This window comes from Allokutzneria multivorans (assembly GCF_039537405.1).
Lineage (GTDB): Bacteria > Actinomycetota > Actinomycetes > Mycobacteriales > Pseudonocardiaceae > Allokutzneria > Allokutzneria multivorans.
Genome location: NZ_BAABAL010000005.1, coordinates 1096905 through 1111802, shown reverse-complemented (window position 1 = coordinate 1111802; position 14898 = coordinate 1096905). Strand labels below are relative to the sequence as shown.

Genomic DNA, 14898 nt, shown 5'->3' with positions numbered 1-14898 from the left:
TCGTAGCCCTACGGTGGCACCACCGACGCCGCGGGCAGCTTGGCTCCACGGGCACCAGAAAGCCCACTACAGGGGAGGTTTCCCACGATGTCTCGCCGCTCGCGGACGTCCCGGATCGCCGGGCTCGCCGTCTCCGCAGTCGCCGTGCTCGGCGTGGTCGGGGTGCCCGCATCAGCCGCTCCTGACTCGACCGCGCAGGAGTTCGCCGCGCACAAGGAGACCGGCCCGCTGGTGCTCGGCCACCGAGGCGCCTCCGGCTACCGCCCCGAGCACACGCTCGCCTCCTACGAGCTGGCCGCGCGGATGGGTGCCGACTACATCGAGCCCGACCTCGTCTCCACCAAGGACGGCGTGCTGGTGGCCCGGCACGAGAACGAGATCGGCGGCACCACCGACATCTCCTCCCGCACGGAGTTCGCCGACCGCAAGCGCACCAAGGTCATCGAGGGGGTCACGCTCACCGGCTGGTTCACCGAGGACCTGACGCTGGCCGAGCTGAAGACGCTGCGTGCCAAGGAGCGCATCCCGCAGACCCGGCCGCGCAACACCCTCTACGACGGCCGCTACCAGGTGCCGACGTTCCAGGAGGTGCTCGACCTGCGCGCCCGGCTCTCCCGCGAGCTGCGCCGCGACATCGGTGTGTACCCGGAGACCAAGCACCCCACGTACTTCGCCTCCATCAAGCTGCCGCTGGAGCCCGGCCTGGTCCGCACGCTCAACCGCAACGGGCTGAACACCCCGCGCGCCAAGGTCTTCGTGCAGTCCTTCGAGGTCGGCAACCTCAAGGCGCTCAAGCGGGAGCTGCGCGTTCCGCTGATCCAGCTGATCGACTCCTCCGGAGCTCCGGCCGACTTCGTCGGCTCCGGCGACCCGCGCACCTACGACGACCTGGTCAAGCCCGCCGGGCTGCGCGAGATCGCGACCTACGCCGCGGGCATCGGCCCTGCCAAGGACCGCATCATCCCGCGCGACGCCCAGGGTTTCCTGAAGCAGCCGACCAGCCTCGTCAAGGACGCGCACGCGGTGAAGCTGAAGGTGCACCCCTTCACCTTCCGCAACGAGAACACCTTCCTGCCCGCCGACTTCCGCAGCTCCACCGACCCGGCGCAGTACGGCCGCGCGTTCGACGAGTACGCGCTGTTCTTCAAGCAGGGCGTCGACGGGCTGTTCTCCGACAACCCGGACACCGCCGTCGCGGCCCGCGCGGAGTTCCTCAACCGCTAGGCGAGCCTCAGCTCGGCCACGGGGGCGCTGCGGAGGGCGGCCAGCGGGGCGGGGGAGACGGTGGGCGGGGCGGTCTTTGCGCCTCGTACCACCGCCTCGCCCACTCCTGCGGGTCCGCCCCGCACGCCTCGGCGAAGGCCACCACCACGGCGCGCGTCGGGAAGTGGTCTCCCCGTGCCGCCGCGGACAGGGTCCCGGCGGAGAACCAGACCCGGTCGGCCATCTCGCGGTAGGTGGGATTTCCCTTGCTGCTGCGGAGATTCCTGAGCTGGGCGGCGATCCTGCCCGCCGGTGACTCACGATCGTTTATGGGGCGCTCCGGCCGCCCCGACTTCCTCGCAGACATCGAACCCCCCGGTCGACGCACTTCGCGGCTACCACGATTGTGCGTTCGCGGAGCCCACCCCCGTCAGGGCCACAGGGGTTCACTGGATCGGCCCAACTGCGGCATTCGGCGCAGCAGGTGTCAGGACGGAACGCAGTTCCCCGACTTCTTCTTGATCGAGTAGACCGGGTGGATGTTCCACGACGGGTCGTTGCCCTTGCGCCCCGCCGGGTGGACCTGCGTGGCGATACCGCGGTAGCTGCCTCCCTCGTAGGCGCACCACTGGGACGTGGTCCGGTTCCAGCCGGACGGGGCCTTGGTGATCCCCTGCTCCGAGGTGTCCTGCGAACCCGACGTGTACGCGGCGATCGTTCCGGTGCCGTTGAGGCCACTGAACAGGCACATGTGGTTGGCGGGGCAGCGGTCGTAGCCGGTGGCGGCCTGGGCCGGGGTGATCAGCAGGCCGGTCGCGAGCCCGGACACCGCGACCGCGGCCGCGAAGATCTTGACGGAACGCATTGTGCAATTCTCCATAGGTGAGTCCATTTCGCGGACACAATTGCCCGCCGGAGCGAGCATGTATAGCAAAAGGTCTCGCCGGGCAAAAATAGAAGAATGCAATATATGCCCCCGTTAATGGGGACAAAATGATCGCCTCACGCCTGAAAAGTAGGCTCTTCCAGACACGCATCAGATCAGCACACGCCGGACGATCGCCTGGTCGCGAACAGGACACGGTGCGGCGAACGGAAAGTCACCCCCTCGCATCCCCTTTGGCAGATGCCGCACTCGAACAGGCATTGGCCGTACGAGGGTCGCCTTCGGTGTAACCCGCTTGGAGTCACAGCGACGCTACCGGCACCGGTAGGCCGCTTCGAGGAGACAGACATGAGCCTTGGTACAGCCGTGGTTCGAACAGGCGAGGAGGACGACCTTCGGGCGCTCGCGCGCTGGTTGCAGGAGGACGACGTCCTTCGAGGTCGCGTCCGCCTCGCTGAACACCCCATTCAGCAGGGACACATGGGCGGTCTGCTGGACGGGATCGTGATCGTGCTGACGAGTGTGACCGCCAAGAGCTTCGTGGAATCGCTGTTCGCCTGGCTCACCGCCCGCAGAACCGCCACTGCGGTCACCCTCACCGTGCGCGCTCCGGATGGTCGCGAAGTCGAACTGACCTGTGGTTCCGCTGCGGATGCCCAGCAGGTGACGTCGTCGATCGGGAAGCTGCTCGACGGAGGCGAGTGACGTGGCGGCGAACCTTCCCAACCCAGCGCTGTCACGAGCGATCCTCATCGGGACCAGTGACTTCCAGCAGGACAAGCTCAATCCACTGCCTGCGGTGCGCAACAACCTGACCGACCTGGCGCGGGCCCTCACAGATGCGGACACCGGCATCCTGCCCAGCGAACACTGCAACATCGTCGACAGCCCCGACTCTCCGGCGAGCTTCATGACTCGTCTCCGAAGGACTGCCGAACAGGCGGAGGACCTGCTTCTCGTCTACTACGCAGGGCACGGGCTGCGGCACCAGACCGAGGAGAAGCTCTACCTCACGGTGCACCAGTCGGACCCCGATGGTCCCGAAGGAACAGCCGTTCCCTTCGAGTGGGTTCGCGGTGTTCTCGAGAACAGCACAGCCCGCACGAGATTGCTCGTCCTCGACTGCTGCTACTCCGGCATCGCGGTGGGCGCGATGTCGAGCGAGGTGCTCGATCCTCGGGACATCGCGGTCGCGGGCACCTGCGTGATCAGCTCGGCGCCGCGCAACCGGGTCGCGCACTCTCCAGCTGGGGAGCGTCACACCGCCTTCACGGCAGAGCTGATCTCCGTGTTGACCGACGGGACCCGCTTCCCCGGCGAAGCCGTGACGGTCAACTCGCTCTACCGGTCGCTGCGCTCCGGCCTGGCCAACCGCGACCTACCCTCCCCGAAGATCAAGCTGAGCGAGACCAGTGGCGACTTGGTGCTCCGGCGGACGGCGGAAACGCTGCGACGGGAACCGCGGCCGACCCCTCCTCCACCTCCGTTGGAAGTGCCTGTCGCGGCGATACCACCGGAACCAACTGCCCATCCGATCCGCGATCTGGCGTGGGCGCGGCAGATAGCCGTCGAACGTGCCACCGCTCTGCTCGCACAACTCCCGATCAAACGTCCGTTGGGGGCGTTCGGGGAGTTTCTGCTCTGGTTCGGCACGCTGTACGGCATCAGCTGGGGAATCGGCTGTGTCACCATCGCGTCGCTTGGTCACTCTGGTGTGGCCCAGAGCGTCAACGACTTCAGCATCGGCAGTGCGGCCGCCGCGATCGGTGCGGTCTGCGCCACCGTCATGTTCGTGCGAGGAAGACGGAATCCAGCGCGAAGTCCGGTCGCGGTGCTGAGTCGAGCCGCTCGCTGGATGCTGTACACCTTCGCGACCTTCTGTTCCTTCGCCTTCGCTTCCGCACTGTTCCAGGGAACGACGTCGTCGACGACCACGTCCGCCAGCGGCCTGGCTGTGCACGTGTCCATGTTGATCTTCATGGCTGCGGTCGTCGCGGTGTGCGGGGTCGGCCTCGTTCTGCAGCGGGGTCCAACACCGAAGCCGGGTTCCCAACGGCTCTAGAGCGCGGGGTTCGGTGCGGTTGACGATGATCGAAAAGGGGGTTGGGGGGTCTTGAAGACACCCCAACCCCCGCATCGGAACCTCAGGTCAGCGCGTGCCGGACGATCGTCTGGTCGCGGCCGGGGCCGACGCCGATCGCGGACATCCGCGCGCCGGAGAGCTCTTCCAGGCGCAGCACGTACGCCTGCGCGTTGGCGGGCAGCTCCTCGAAGGTGCGGCAGTGGCTGATGTCCTCCCACCAGCCCGGCAGCTCCTCGTAGACCGGCTTGGCGTGGTGCACGTCGGTCTGCGTCATCGGCATGTCCTCGTGGCGCACGCCGTCGACCTCGTAGCCGACGCAGACGGGCACGCGGTCGAGGCCGGAGAGCACGTCGAGCTTGGTCAGGAAGTAGTCGGTGATGCCGTTGACGCGCGAGGCGTAGCGGGCGATCACCGCGTCGAACCAGCCGGTGCGGCGGGCGCGGCCGGTGGTCACGCCGACCTCGCCGCCCTTCTTGCGCAGCAGCTCGCCCCACTGGTCGTTGAGCTCGGTCGGGAACGGGCCGGAGCCGACGCGGGTGGTGTAGGCCTTGAGGATGCCGATCACCGTGGTGATCCGGTTCGGGCCGATGCCGGAGCCGACCGCGGCACCGCCGGAGGTCGGGTTCGAGGACGTGACGAACGGGTAGGTGCCGTGGTCGACGTCGAGCAGGGTGCCCTGCGAGCCCTCCAGCAGCACGGTCTCGCCGCGCTCCAGCGCCTGGTTGAGCAGCAGCCGGGTGTCGGCGATGCGGTGCTCGAACTTCGCCGCGTAGGCGAGCACGGTGTCCACGACCTGCTCGGCGTCCAGCGCGCGGCGGTTGTAGACCTTGACCAGCACCTGGTTCTTGAACTCCAGCGCGGCCTCGACCTTCTGCCGCAGGATCTTCTCGTCCAGCAGGTCCTGGACGCGGACGCCGACGCGGGCGATCTTGTCCTGGTAGCAGGGGCCGATGCCGCGCCCGGTGGTGCCGATCTTGGCCTTGCCGAGGTAGCGCTCGGTGACCTTATCGATGGCCACGTGGTACGGCATGATCAGGTGCGCGTCGGCGGAGAGCAGCAGCCGCGAGGTGTCCACCCCGCGCTGTTCGAGGCCCGACAGCTCCTCCAGCAGCACACCCGGATCGACGACGACGCCGTTGCCGATCACGTTGGTGACACCGGGGGTGAGGATGCCCGAGGGGATCAGGTGCAGGGCGAAGTCCTGACCGTCGGGAAGAACCACCGTGTGGCCGGCGTTGTTGCCGCCCTGGTAGCGAACGACCCACTGCACCTGCTCCCCGAGCAGGTCGGTGGCCTTGCCCTTGCCTTCGTCGCCCCACTGGGCGCCGATCAGGACGATGGCAGGCATGTGAATACTCCAAAGAGATCCGGCTGAAGCGACGAGGGCGGATGCCGGTAGTTGAGGGTAGACCAGGAGTCGACTGTGGACGCACTAGCGTTGTGCTGCGGAAACACGGAGATCACCGAGGGTGAGGGGGTCGAGACGCACCGCATCGGCGAGCGGCCGGGCAAGGCCGAGGTCGATCCGCTGCTGGACACCCTCGGCGACCGGCGCCTGGTGGTCGCCGGGACCGATGCCGACCTGGCCGCGGTGGTGCTGCGGCTGCTGCGCACCGAGCAGCTCCAGGAGGTCGCTGTCGGTTACGTCACCTCTGACCGAGATTCCGCTGTGGCGGAACTGTGGGGGCTGCCCACCGAGCCCCGGGCGGCGCTGCGCAGGGCTCTGCGCGGCGAGGTGGACAAGGTCCCGCTGGTGCGCGACGACGTCGGCGGCGTGCTGGTCGGCAGGGGCCGGATCGGCCCGGTGCGCGGCGTGGCCTACTGCGACGACGCCAAGGTGCTGCGCGGTCAGGCCAGCGCGCTGGAGGTCGTTCCGCACCACGCGCTCGGGCTGGAGGTCACCGTGCTGCGGCGCGGGCTGCTCGGCACCCGCAGGGCGGTCACCACGGGCCGCGCGGTGCAGATCGGCTGCCTGCCGACGCTGGTCTGGAAGGACGGCGTGACGCACGAGCGGCAGCTCGACAAGTGGATCTGGTACCGGCACACCGAAGATCTACGGCTCATCAGAGGACTCGATTGAGTGTCCGTTCTTTCCCGACCTTCGGAGGGAATTGCTGATCTGTTGGTACTGATGTAACCGGAAGGTGTTGCCTCACTCACTCTGACGGGTGATGGTCGGATTGCCCCTGCAATTCAGGCCAACGACCCACCGGAGGCCCGAGTGTCCGCCACCACCCGCGCGCTGAGGACCCTGCTCCCCGCAACGCTGATCGCCGGCGTCGTCTCGATCGGCGTGGCCGGCCCCGCGTCAGCAGCCCCTCCCGGAATCCCCGACACCGGAACGGCCAAATCGGAGCTCTCCGCGCTGCGCGTGGCGCCGGAGGGGCCGATGACCGGCTACGACCGGAAGGAGTTCCCGCACTGGGAGCCGGTGTCCGGAACGTGCAACACCCGCGAGGAAGTGCTCAAGCGCGACGGCACCGACGTGAAGACCGACGCGTCGTGCGCGTCCGTGTCGGGCAAGTGGTTCAGCCCCTACGACAACAAGACCTACACCGCGGCATCGGACATCGACATCGACCACGTGGTCCCGCTGGCCGCCGCGTGGCGCTCCGGCGCCAAGGACTGGACCAAGGAAAAGCGCACGCAGTTCGCCAACGACCTGAGCAGTCCGCAGCTGATCGCGGTGAAGGACTCGGTGAACCAGAACAAGGGCGACAAGACGCCCGACGTCTGGAAGCCGCCGTACCAGGGCTACTGGTGCACTTACGCGAAGATGTGGACCCGGTCGAAGACCAAGTGGGGCCTCACGATCACCGAGGCCGAGAAGGGCGCGCTGAACGGCATGCTCGGCGCCTGCTGACAGCTCTTCACTGTCCTAAGAGGACACTCAACGGTCCTCTTAGGACTCCTCAGCTGATGATGGCCCTGCGCAGCGCCTCCTGCATCGCGAGCAGCCGCTCCGGCAGCCGCGACGGCGCCTCGATCTCGTTGCCCTGGAACAGGGTCCGCGTGACCTCGGCATCGCGGGCGCGCTCGGTGTCGAACTGCCTGATCGCCACGTCGAACGCGACGAGTCCTCGGAACAGGTTGTGCACCACGGTGTTCAGCCGTTCGACCTCGTGCTGCATCTCCGCCGCGATCCCGGCGAACGCCGGACGGCCGCGCGCTTCGGCGAGATCGGAGCGCAGCACCAGCTGGTCGCGCAGTTCGACCAGCGTCTCCCACACCCGCTTCTCCAGCGCCGCCATGCCGGAGGGGTCGACGAAGTGCATCTCGCCGATGCCGCTGCGCTGGATGCTGGTCAGCGGTTCGCACAGCGAGCGGGCGAGGCTGTTGTCCTCCGGGTAGCCCTCGAAGTGGCTCCACTCGATGACGTCCTCCTCGTCGGCGACGCCCACCATCAGCTGCTCGACCTCGGCGTGCGGGCCACCGGAGACGCGGCTGCGCACGGCCTCCACCACGAGGTAGCCACCGGCGAGTGCCAGGATGATCAAGCACGGCAGCAGGGCGACCAGGAGCACGTTGGCGGCCTTGAAGCCCAACGCCAGCAGCACCGCCGCTGCGGGAAACCCGAAGGCCGCGCCGATCCCGCCGAAGACGCCGAGCACGGACCGGATGCGCTTGTGCTGGGCCAACCGGCGCACGGCGTTGAGGTCGGAGGCGGGGTTCCACATCCACCACCGAGGGGACCCGGTCAGCACGACGACGTGGCCGGGGCGCGCGGGAAGCCAGCTGTGCCGGTTCACTCCACCCTCCACGCTCGCGGGGCGAGCCGGTGCCGCCCTGCGCCGTGATACCACTCCCGGTACCGTCCGCGCATCCCCTTCGAACGACAAGGACGTGCGGCATGGGCGAACTGACGTCGAAGCTCACCGCGCTGCCCGGCGGCGTGATGACCGATGAGGTCGGTGTGATCACCGGCGACCTCGAACTGCGCACCCGCTACGACGAGGACGGGACGCTGACCACCGAGGTCCGCTACGACGGGGCCGAGGAGTGGTACGGCCTGACCGGGGCGGACTGCAAGCTCTACGACGAGCGCGATCACGAGACCGTGCACACCGTGCTGCGCAACGTCCTGCACCGCGCGCCGATCGAGACGGGCTGAGCGCGGCTCAGCGCTTCTGGTTCTGGCTGAGCGGGGGCAGTGCGGCGATCGCGTCGTTGCGCTTGATCCCCGTCGCCAGCAACAGGTCCACCGCGATCGAGCGGAGCTGGGCGAGCACGACGCGCGAGGAGAACCCGCCCTCACCGATGAGGGCCAGTGTCGCGCCGCGTGCCGCAACGTAGATCTCCTCCCTGGCCTTCACGGGTTCGCGTCCCTCGGCCAGATCGGCCTGGAGGGTCCGCACCGCGTCCGCGAGCCGGTCGAGCACGTCGGCGACCCCGCCCGGCATCGGCTCGTCGTCCCGCAGCGCCGCGAGCGCCCGCCGCACCAGCACCCTGGTGTTGCGCAACGCGTGGTCGACGGCGGTGGCCGCCGTCCGGTACCGCTCAAGATCACTACGGCGGCGCCAGCGTATCGGGGCGATCCTGGCGATCTCCGCCCCGGCGTCCAACCCGGTGCGCAGGTCCTCCACCGCCTTGTGGCTCTCCCTGGCCTTCGCCAGCACGTCGGCGCACTTCGCGGCGTCGTGCCCGCGGACGGCGTCGGCCACCCCGCGCAGCGCGCGCTCCAGCTCGTCGAGCACGACCTTGCCCTGGCGGTGCGCCACGGTCAGCGGGTTGGCGGGCAGCAGACCGGCCACGAGCAGCCCGACCACGCCGCCGATCAGCGCGTCCACCATGCGGTCGAGGCCGCCGGTGTCACCGGGTGGCAGCAGCGTGGCGACCAGCACGGCGGAGGACCCGGCCTGCAACGCGATCACCGCTCCGCTGTCGAGCAGCACGGCCGCCGACATGGCCAGCGCGACGACCAGCGTGATCTGCCACGGACCCGAGCCGATCAGCGAGATCAGCAGGTCGCCGACCCCGATGCCGACGCTGACGCCCACCACGAGCTCGCCGACCCGGCGCAGGCGCTGGCCGAAGGAGACACCGAGGCAGACCACCGCGGCGATCGGCGCGAAGAACGGCCTCGGGTGGCCGAAGACGTAGAACGCGACGAGCCAGGCGATGCCCGCGGCCAGCGAGCACTGGGCGATCGGGATCGCCGTGCGCTGCCAGCGCTTCAGCCTGCGTTCTAGTTCTGCCCAGACCCGGTGCACCGGCTAATGCTGTCTCCTTGAACGCGAAAGAGCCACAGCAATGCCCAGGACAAGCGCCACACCGGCGCCGATGATCCGCCAGCGAGGCGCGGTCGGCGGGTCCGGCACGTGCCGCCCGCGACGGCGGTCCAGCTCCAGCAGCAGACTGCGCTCGCCCATCCGCATCGCCCAGTTGTGGTTGGCCGACAGCGCGGGCTTGAACAGCACGGAACCGTGCCGCAGCAACGGCCGGTCGGCCCGCACCACCCAGTCGAAGACGACGAGCACGTCGCCGTCCCGCTGCTCGTAGCGCCACTCGCCGCGCCCGGTCAGGTCGCCGCGCCCGGTGAAGGCCGAGCCGTCCTCGCCGTGCGCGGCGACGGTCAGCCGCCAGCGCAGCGTGTACGGCAGCCAGCCGTTGGTGAACAGGTCGAAGGCGGCGCCGACGCCGGTGTCGTCACCGCGCTCGACGGCGACGACCTCGCGGTAGACCGCCGGCCACCACCTCGGCAGCTCGCGGGGATCGCCGAGCACGTCGCGGATCTCAGCGACGGTGCTGCCCGGCACCAGCCAGCGGGTCTGGAAGACGTAGTCGTTGGCGCCGCCCATCGGACTAGGCCAGCCCGAGCTCGGCGGGGGCCTTGGGGTCGCTGTCGGCGAGGAACTGGCTGCAGCGGTCGAACTCCTCCGTCTCGCCGATCTCCCCGGCGGCGCGGGCGAGCGCGGCCAGCGCGCGCAGGAAGCCCTGGTTCGGCGCGTGGCTGAACGGCACCGGGCCGAAGCCCTTCCACCCGGCGCGGCGGAGCTGGTCCAGCCCGCGGTGGTAGCCGGTGCGCGCGTACGCGTAGGCGGCGACCGGGTCGCCCGCCTCCAGCGAGCGCTCCGCCAGCGCGGCCCACGCGGCGCTGAAGTACGGGTGCTCGCGCGCGACCTGCGCCGGGTCGGTGCCGCTGTCGAGCGCCGCCTGCGGGACCGGAAGCTCCGGCAGTGCGGTGGGGTCGGGGCCGAGGAGGTTGCCGTGCAAGCTCATCGCACCATCGTGCCACCGGGACGAGAACGGCCCGGCACCCCGTCGCGGGTACCGGGCCGTTCTGCGAAAACGCGGAGCGTGGTGCGGGTCAGCCCGCGATCATGCGGCCCGCGGACTTCAGGTTCTCGCAGGCGTGCGCGATGCGGGCGGCCATGCCCTGCTCGGCGGCCTTGAGGTAGCTGCGCGGGTCGTAGACCTTCTTGTTGCCGACCTCGCCGTCGATCTTCAGCACACCGTCGTAGTTGCTGAACATGTGCGCGGCGATCGGGCGGGTGAAGGCGTACTGGGTGTCGGTGTCGATGTTCATCTTGATGACGCCGTAGGACACCGCCTCGTGGATCTCCTCCAGCAGCGAGCCGGAGCCGCCGTGGAAGACGAGGTCGAAGGGCTTGGAACCGGCGGGAAGGCCGAGCTTCTCCGCGACGACGTCCTGGCCCTGCTTGAGGATCTCCGGGCGCAGCTTGACGTTGCCCGGCTTGTAGACGCCGTGCACGTTGCCGAAGGTGGCGGCCAGCAGGTAGCGGCCGTTCTCCCCGGCGCCGAGCGCGTCGACGGTCTTCAGGTAGTCCTCTGCGGAGGTGTAGAGCTTGTCGTTGATCTCGTTGTCGACACCGTCCTCCTCGCCGCCGACGACGCCGACCTCCAGCTCAAGGATGATCTTGGCCTTGTAGGTGCGGGCGAGCAGCTCGGTGGCGATGGTGAGGTTCTCGTCGAGCGCGACCGCGGAGCCGTCCCACATGTGCGACTGGAACAGCGGGTTGAGGCCCTTGGCCACGCGCTCCTCGGAGACCGCGATCAGCGGGCGGACGAAGCCGTCCAGCTTGTCCTTGGGGCAGTGGTCGGTGTGCAGCGCGATGTTGACCGGGTACTTCTCGGCCACCACGTGCGCGAACTCGGCCAGCGCGACGGCTCCGGTGACCATGTCCTTGACCTTGGTGCCGGACAGGAACTCCGCGCCGCCCGTGGAGATCTGCACGATGCCGTCGCTCTCCGCCTCGGCGAAACCGCGCAGCGCGGCGTTCAGGGTCTCCGACGAGGTCACGTTGATCGCGGGGTAGGCGAACTCGTTCGCCTTGGCCCGGTCGAGCATCTCGCCGTAGACCTCGGGGGTTGCGATCGGCATGGGAAACGTCCTCCTCGTGGGCGTTCTGCTGGCTCGGGGCGACGCCGTCTCCGCTGCATCCTACGAGGACGTGCCGTAACCACCCTCACACACCGACCACATCGATCAAGAGCGGCCGTCACCTGCGCCAGAAGAGGTGGTGCTCCACGCCGCTCGGGCTCGGCACGACGTCGCGGTGGAAGCGGTCGAGCAGCTCGTCCGAGGAGGTCCACAGCCGCGAGCCGGAGCCGATCTCCACCTGCGGCGAGACCGCGACGTGCAGGGTGTCGACGAGGTCGGCGTCCAGGAACTGCCGGATGGTGGCCGCACCGCCGCCGAGCCGGACGTCCTTGCCCTGCGCGGCTTCCTTCGCCTGCTTGAGCACTGTCGCGGGGTCGCTGTCGACGAAGTGGAAGGTGGTGTCGGAGAGGGTGAAGGACGGCCGCACGTGGTGGGTCAGCACGAAGACCGGCGTGTGGAAGGGCGGCTCCTCGCCCCACCAGCCCTGCCAGGAGTGGTCCTCCCACGGGCCCCGCTGCGGGCTGAACTTGTTGCGCCCCATGATCTCCGCGCCGATGTTGTTGGCGAAGTCGCGGGTGAGGTAGTCGTCGAGACCTCGGCTGCCGCCGGGGTCGGTGCGGTTGGGCCAGCTCGCCGTCGCGCCCGCCCACGAGAACATGGCGCCGGGGTCGGCGGAGCCGAACGGTCGCTCCAGGCTCTGGCCCTCACCGGCGCCGAACCCGTCCCGAGAGACGTTGAAGTTCTGGACTTTCAGCAGCTGCGCCACGCGTTCCTCCTGCGCTCGGGTGATGGTTGGACCGCGCGGAGCGGGCGAACTCATCGCCGAGCCTAGGAGACGCCGGTCACACTCGGCCCGCCGAGAACGGGGAACGCGCTCAGCTCACCCATCACCTCGAGCGAGACCACGCCGTCGGTGACCGTGAAGGACCACGGGGGTTCGACGAACGTCGACCACAGCTTGTCGCCCTCGGCCGTCCACGCGGCGAGTTCGAGTTCGGCGGACATCAGCACGACACCGCCGTGCTGGGACCAACTCCAGAAGCCGCAGTCGGTCTCGTCGTGCCACAGCGGACGCGGAGGATCGAGCTGGTAGGCGTGCACACCGCGACCGGCGCCGACGAAGAGCACGCCGGTCTCCGGGACCACGTGCACGGCGAAGGGGAAGCCTCCGACGGAAGGGGCGTAGGCGACGCGGAGGCCGAGCGAGGGCCACGCGTCGGCGCGCCCGGCGAGCAGGAACACGGTCGCGTCGGCCTCGGGGTCCACGACCTCCTCGACGAGAGCGGCATCGTCGAGCCCGCCGAGGCGGTCGGCGGAGAACACGACGTGCACGTCACCGACGGAGAACTCCATCCGGGCAGCGTAAACGGCGGGACCGGAGTCGGGCCGATCCCGCCGTCACGTGCGGTGGCTAGGCCGCTGCTGTGCGCGAACCCGCGAAGTTGCGGTCCACCTCGGCAGCCTCGGCGCCGTTCGGCGCGACGCTCTTGCAGCCGACGCCGCCGGTGCTGCCGGACATCAGGCTGGAGCACGGACCGGGCTTGCGGTCCGGCAGTCCGAGGATGTGGCCCAGCTCGTGGGTGGCGATGCGCGGCACGTGGTAGCCCTGGTTGACCGCGGTGCGGCCCATCCAGACGGTGCCGGAGCCCAGTCGGCCCGGTTGCGCGCGCGGCCAGCCGTTGTCGACGAGGATCCTGATCGAGGAGTTGGCCGAGGTGCCCTTGGCCAGCTTCACGTTCTTGACGCTGTTGTTCCAGACGACCGCGGCGTCCTCCCAGGCCTTGGCGAACTCGCCTGCCTGGCTGTTGTCGAAGTAGACGGTGCGGGCCGCGGGAGCGGCCGACGCGGCGACCTGCATGCCTGCCGCCAGTGGCATCGCCACGACGAGACCGATCACCGCGCGTCGAAGGTGTGAGAGTGCCATTTTCTGAGTTCTCCTTGCTGTTGCAGGGAAAGCGGGGTCCTCAGGTGGCCGGTGGCTTCGACGCTAATTCGTGATCTCGACGTGCTGGCAGGGCCGATAGTCGGGTCTCGTTCACCTTTCAGTCGGTGATGCCCAGCTCCTTGAGCAACCTCGTCTTGGGCTTGGCGCCGACGACCCGGCGGACCAGCTCGCCGCCGTCGAAGACCAGCAGCGTGGGCAGCGACATGACGGCGTAGCGGGCGCCGACCACGGGGTTCTCGTCGTAGTTGAGCTTGACCACGCGCACCTCGCCCGCGTGCTCGGCGGCGATCTCGGCGAGCACCGGCGCGATCATCCGGCACGGCGGGCACCAGGTGGCCCAGAAGTCGACGACCACGGGCAGGTCGCTGCCGAGCACGACCTCCTCGAAGTTCGCGTCGGTGACGGCGGTCAGGTGTTCCTGCGCAGGCGCGGACATGTCTTCTCCTTGTGCTCCTTGGCCCGTTCGAGCTGGCCCTCCAGGTGGGAGCGGACGGCGTGCAGTCGCTCGACGCAGTCGTCGATCTCCTCGATCTTGCGGCGGTAGACCGCGACCGCGTCCGGGCACGCGTCACCGGCGGCGTTGCCCGCGCGCAGGCACGCGACGAACGGCCGGGTCTCCTCCAGCGCGAACCCGATGTCCAGCAGCGAGCGGATCTCGCGGGCGACCCGCAGGTCCAGCTCGTCGTAGTCGCGGTAGCCGTTGGCGGCGCGCCTGGCACCGAGCAGGCCCTGGCTCTCGTAGTAGCGCAGGGCCCTGGTGCTGGTGCCGACCTTCTCGGCGAGTTCTCCGATGCGCATGTCCGCCTCCCGCTCGGCGACGCTAGACCTTGACGCCGATGTCAACGCCAGGGTTTCCGGCAGATTCCGGCACACCAACGGGTGCGCCGGGCACCACGGCAGGCCGACCCTCAGTAGCCTTTCGGGCACGAGCAGTCACATCGGGGAAAGGCGCTGCGGTGGAGCTGGTGTTGGACGTGCCGTGCCCGGTCTGCGAGGGCAGCGGGAAGAACACCGAGCCGGAGATCGAGCACATCGGCGAGGAGGCGTTCCGGAAGCGAAGGCGCGCCGAGCGGTTCCTGCTGGCGCCCCCGGTCGCCGCGAAGATCAACGAGATCGCCGACGAGTGGGACGAGCTGAAGAAGTACGCGGCCGAGCGCGGCGAGGACGAGGTGCTCAACTACGTCGAGTACCTCCAGCTGCGCGAGGGCGACTCGGTGATCACCAGGGCCTACATCACCGCCAACACCCACCCCGCCTGCGAACCGTGCAAGGGCAAGGGCCGCGAGCTGACCGACCAGGGGAAGATGGTGCTGGCCTTCATCAAGCGCTGGCCGCCGGAGGACTAGCCGCTGTCCTGCGAGTGGCTGAGCCGCACATCCCGATCACGGCGCCGCCAGGGGTACGCCAGTCTTCAAGACCACCAAACCCCCCTCTCGATC

At 69.1% G+C, this 14898-nt stretch carries 20 protein-coding genes; 7 read left to right on the top strand and 13 right to left on the bottom strand.

Annotation, left to right across the window (positions count from 1 at the left end):
- Positions 1-87 precede the first annotated feature (87 nt).
- Positions 88-1224, top strand: a complete 1137-nt coding sequence (locus ABD798_RS09265) for a glycerophosphodiester phosphodiesterase (RefSeq protein WP_344872664.1) — start codon at positions 88-90, stop codon at positions 1222-1224.
- A gap of 7 nt (positions 1225-1231) precedes the next feature.
- Here ABD798_RS09265 and ABD798_RS09260 read toward each other — a convergent pair whose 3' ends face one another.
- Entirely contained in the window at positions 1232-1570 is a 339-nt protein-coding gene (locus tag ABD798_RS09260; protein ID WP_344872662.1) for a helix-turn-helix domain-containing protein, read from the bottom strand.
- 120 nt (positions 1571-1690) lie between these two features.
- On the bottom strand, positions 1691-2068 hold the full coding sequence (locus tag ABD798_RS09255; protein ID WP_344872660.1) for a peptidase inhibitor family I36 protein: 378 nt from the start codon (positions 2066-2068) through the stop codon (positions 1691-1693).
- A 261-nt stretch (positions 2069-2329) separates the two neighbouring features.
- On the opposite strand from ABD798_RS09255, the gene ABD798_RS09250 reads away from it, so the two are divergent.
- Positions 2330-2794 carry an effector-associated constant component EACC1 gene (locus ABD798_RS09250; protein WP_344872658.1) on the top strand — a complete coding sequence of 155 codons (465 nt, stop codon included), beginning with the start codon at positions 2330-2332 and terminating at the stop codon, positions 2792-2794.
- Position 2795: 1 nt separating this feature from the next.
- Positions 2796-4151, top strand: a complete 1356-nt coding sequence (locus ABD798_RS09245; protein ID WP_344872656.1) for a caspase family protein — start codon at positions 2796-2798, stop codon at positions 4149-4151.
- Positions 4152-4233: 82 nt separating this feature from the next.
- Here ABD798_RS09245 and ABD798_RS09240 read toward each other — a convergent pair whose 3' ends face one another.
- The gene (locus ABD798_RS09240; RefSeq protein WP_344872654.1) at positions 4234-5520 is read right to left on the bottom strand and encodes an adenylosuccinate synthase; all 1287 of its coding nucleotides are present in this window, start codon (positions 5518-5520) and stop codon (positions 4234-4236) included.
- 75 nt (positions 5521-5595) lie between these two features.
- Here ABD798_RS09240 and ABD798_RS09235 point away from each other — a divergent pair, with 75 nt between their 5' ends.
- Both ABD798_RS09235 and ABD798_RS09230 read left to right on the top strand, forming a co-directional pair.
- On the top strand, positions 5596-6252 hold the full coding sequence (locus tag ABD798_RS09235) for a hypothetical protein (protein ID WP_344872652.1): 657 nt from the start codon (positions 5596-5598) through the stop codon (positions 6250-6252).
- A gap of 141 nt (positions 6253-6393) precedes the next feature.
- Positions 6394-7035, top strand: a complete 642-nt coding sequence (locus ABD798_RS09230; RefSeq protein WP_344872650.1) for an HNH endonuclease family protein — start codon at positions 6394-6396, stop codon at positions 7033-7035.
- 49 nt (positions 7036-7084) lie between these two features.
- Here the strand turns inward: ABD798_RS09230 and ABD798_RS09225 are convergent, their stop codons facing one another.
- On the bottom strand, positions 7085-7921 hold the full coding sequence (locus tag ABD798_RS09225) for a hypothetical protein (RefSeq protein ID WP_344872648.1): 837 nt from the start codon (positions 7919-7921) through the stop codon (positions 7085-7087).
- 101 nt (positions 7922-8022) lie between these two features.
- Here ABD798_RS09225 and ABD798_RS09220 point away from each other — a divergent pair, with 101 nt between their 5' ends.
- Positions 8023-8283 (top strand): hypothetical protein, encoded by a 261-nt coding sequence (locus tag ABD798_RS09220; RefSeq protein ID WP_344872646.1) that lies wholly within the window; start codon positions 8023-8025, stop codon positions 8281-8283.
- A 7-nt stretch (positions 8284-8290) separates the two neighbouring features.
- Here ABD798_RS09220 and ABD798_RS09215 read toward each other — a convergent pair whose 3' ends face one another.
- From ABD798_RS09215 to ABD798_RS09175, 9 genes are all read right to left on the bottom strand, one after another.
- Positions 8291-9382, bottom strand: coding sequence for an FUSC family protein (locus tag ABD798_RS09215; RefSeq protein ID WP_344872644.1), 1092 nt, complete (start codon positions 9380-9382; stop codon positions 8291-8293).
- Between the two features lie 3 nt (positions 9383-9385).
- On the bottom strand, positions 9386-9970 hold the full coding sequence (locus ABD798_RS09210; protein WP_344872642.1) for an SRPBCC family protein: 585 nt from the start codon (positions 9968-9970) through the stop codon (positions 9386-9388).
- Between the two features lie 4 nt (positions 9971-9974).
- A complete protein-coding gene (locus ABD798_RS09205) occupies positions 9975-10391 on the bottom strand; it encodes a DUF3151 domain-containing protein (protein ID WP_344872640.1) in 417 nt (138 codons plus the stop codon).
- An 88-nt stretch (positions 10392-10479) separates the two neighbouring features.
- Positions 10480-11514: a class II fructose-bisphosphate aldolase gene (fbaA, locus tag ABD798_RS09200; RefSeq protein ID WP_344872638.1), complete on the bottom strand. Its 1035-nt coding sequence runs from the start codon at positions 11512-11514 to the stop codon at positions 10480-10482.
- 118 nt (positions 11515-11632) lie between these two features.
- Positions 11633-12280, bottom strand: coding sequence for a dihydrofolate reductase family protein (locus tag ABD798_RS09195; RefSeq protein WP_344872636.1), 648 nt, complete (start codon positions 12278-12280; stop codon positions 11633-11635).
- A gap of 62 nt (positions 12281-12342) precedes the next feature.
- On the bottom strand, positions 12343-12867 hold the full coding sequence (locus ABD798_RS09190; protein WP_344872634.1) for a hypothetical protein: 525 nt from the start codon (positions 12865-12867) through the stop codon (positions 12343-12345).
- Between the two features lie 58 nt (positions 12868-12925).
- Positions 12926-13438, bottom strand: coding sequence for a snapalysin family zinc-dependent metalloprotease (locus ABD798_RS09185; RefSeq protein ID WP_344872632.1), 513 nt, complete (start codon positions 13436-13438; stop codon positions 12926-12928).
- A 118-nt stretch (positions 13439-13556) separates the two neighbouring features.
- The gene (trxA, locus tag ABD798_RS09180) at positions 13557-13895 is read right to left on the bottom strand and encodes a thioredoxin (protein ID WP_344872630.1); all 339 of its coding nucleotides are present in this window, start codon (positions 13893-13895) and stop codon (positions 13557-13559) included.
- Positions 13868-14257 (bottom strand): MerR family transcriptional regulator, encoded by a 390-nt coding sequence (locus tag ABD798_RS09175; RefSeq protein WP_344872628.1) that lies wholly within the window; start codon positions 14255-14257, stop codon positions 13868-13870. The genes trxA and ABD798_RS09175 overlap by 28 nt, the downstream gene beginning before the upstream one ends.
- Positions 14258-14415: 158 nt before the next feature.
- On the opposite strand from ABD798_RS09175, the gene ABD798_RS09170 reads away from it, so the two are divergent.
- Positions 14416-14805: a hypothetical protein gene (locus ABD798_RS09170; protein WP_344872626.1), complete on the top strand. Its 390-nt coding sequence runs from the start codon at positions 14416-14418 to the stop codon at positions 14803-14805.
- Positions 14806-14898: the final 93 nt, after the last annotated feature.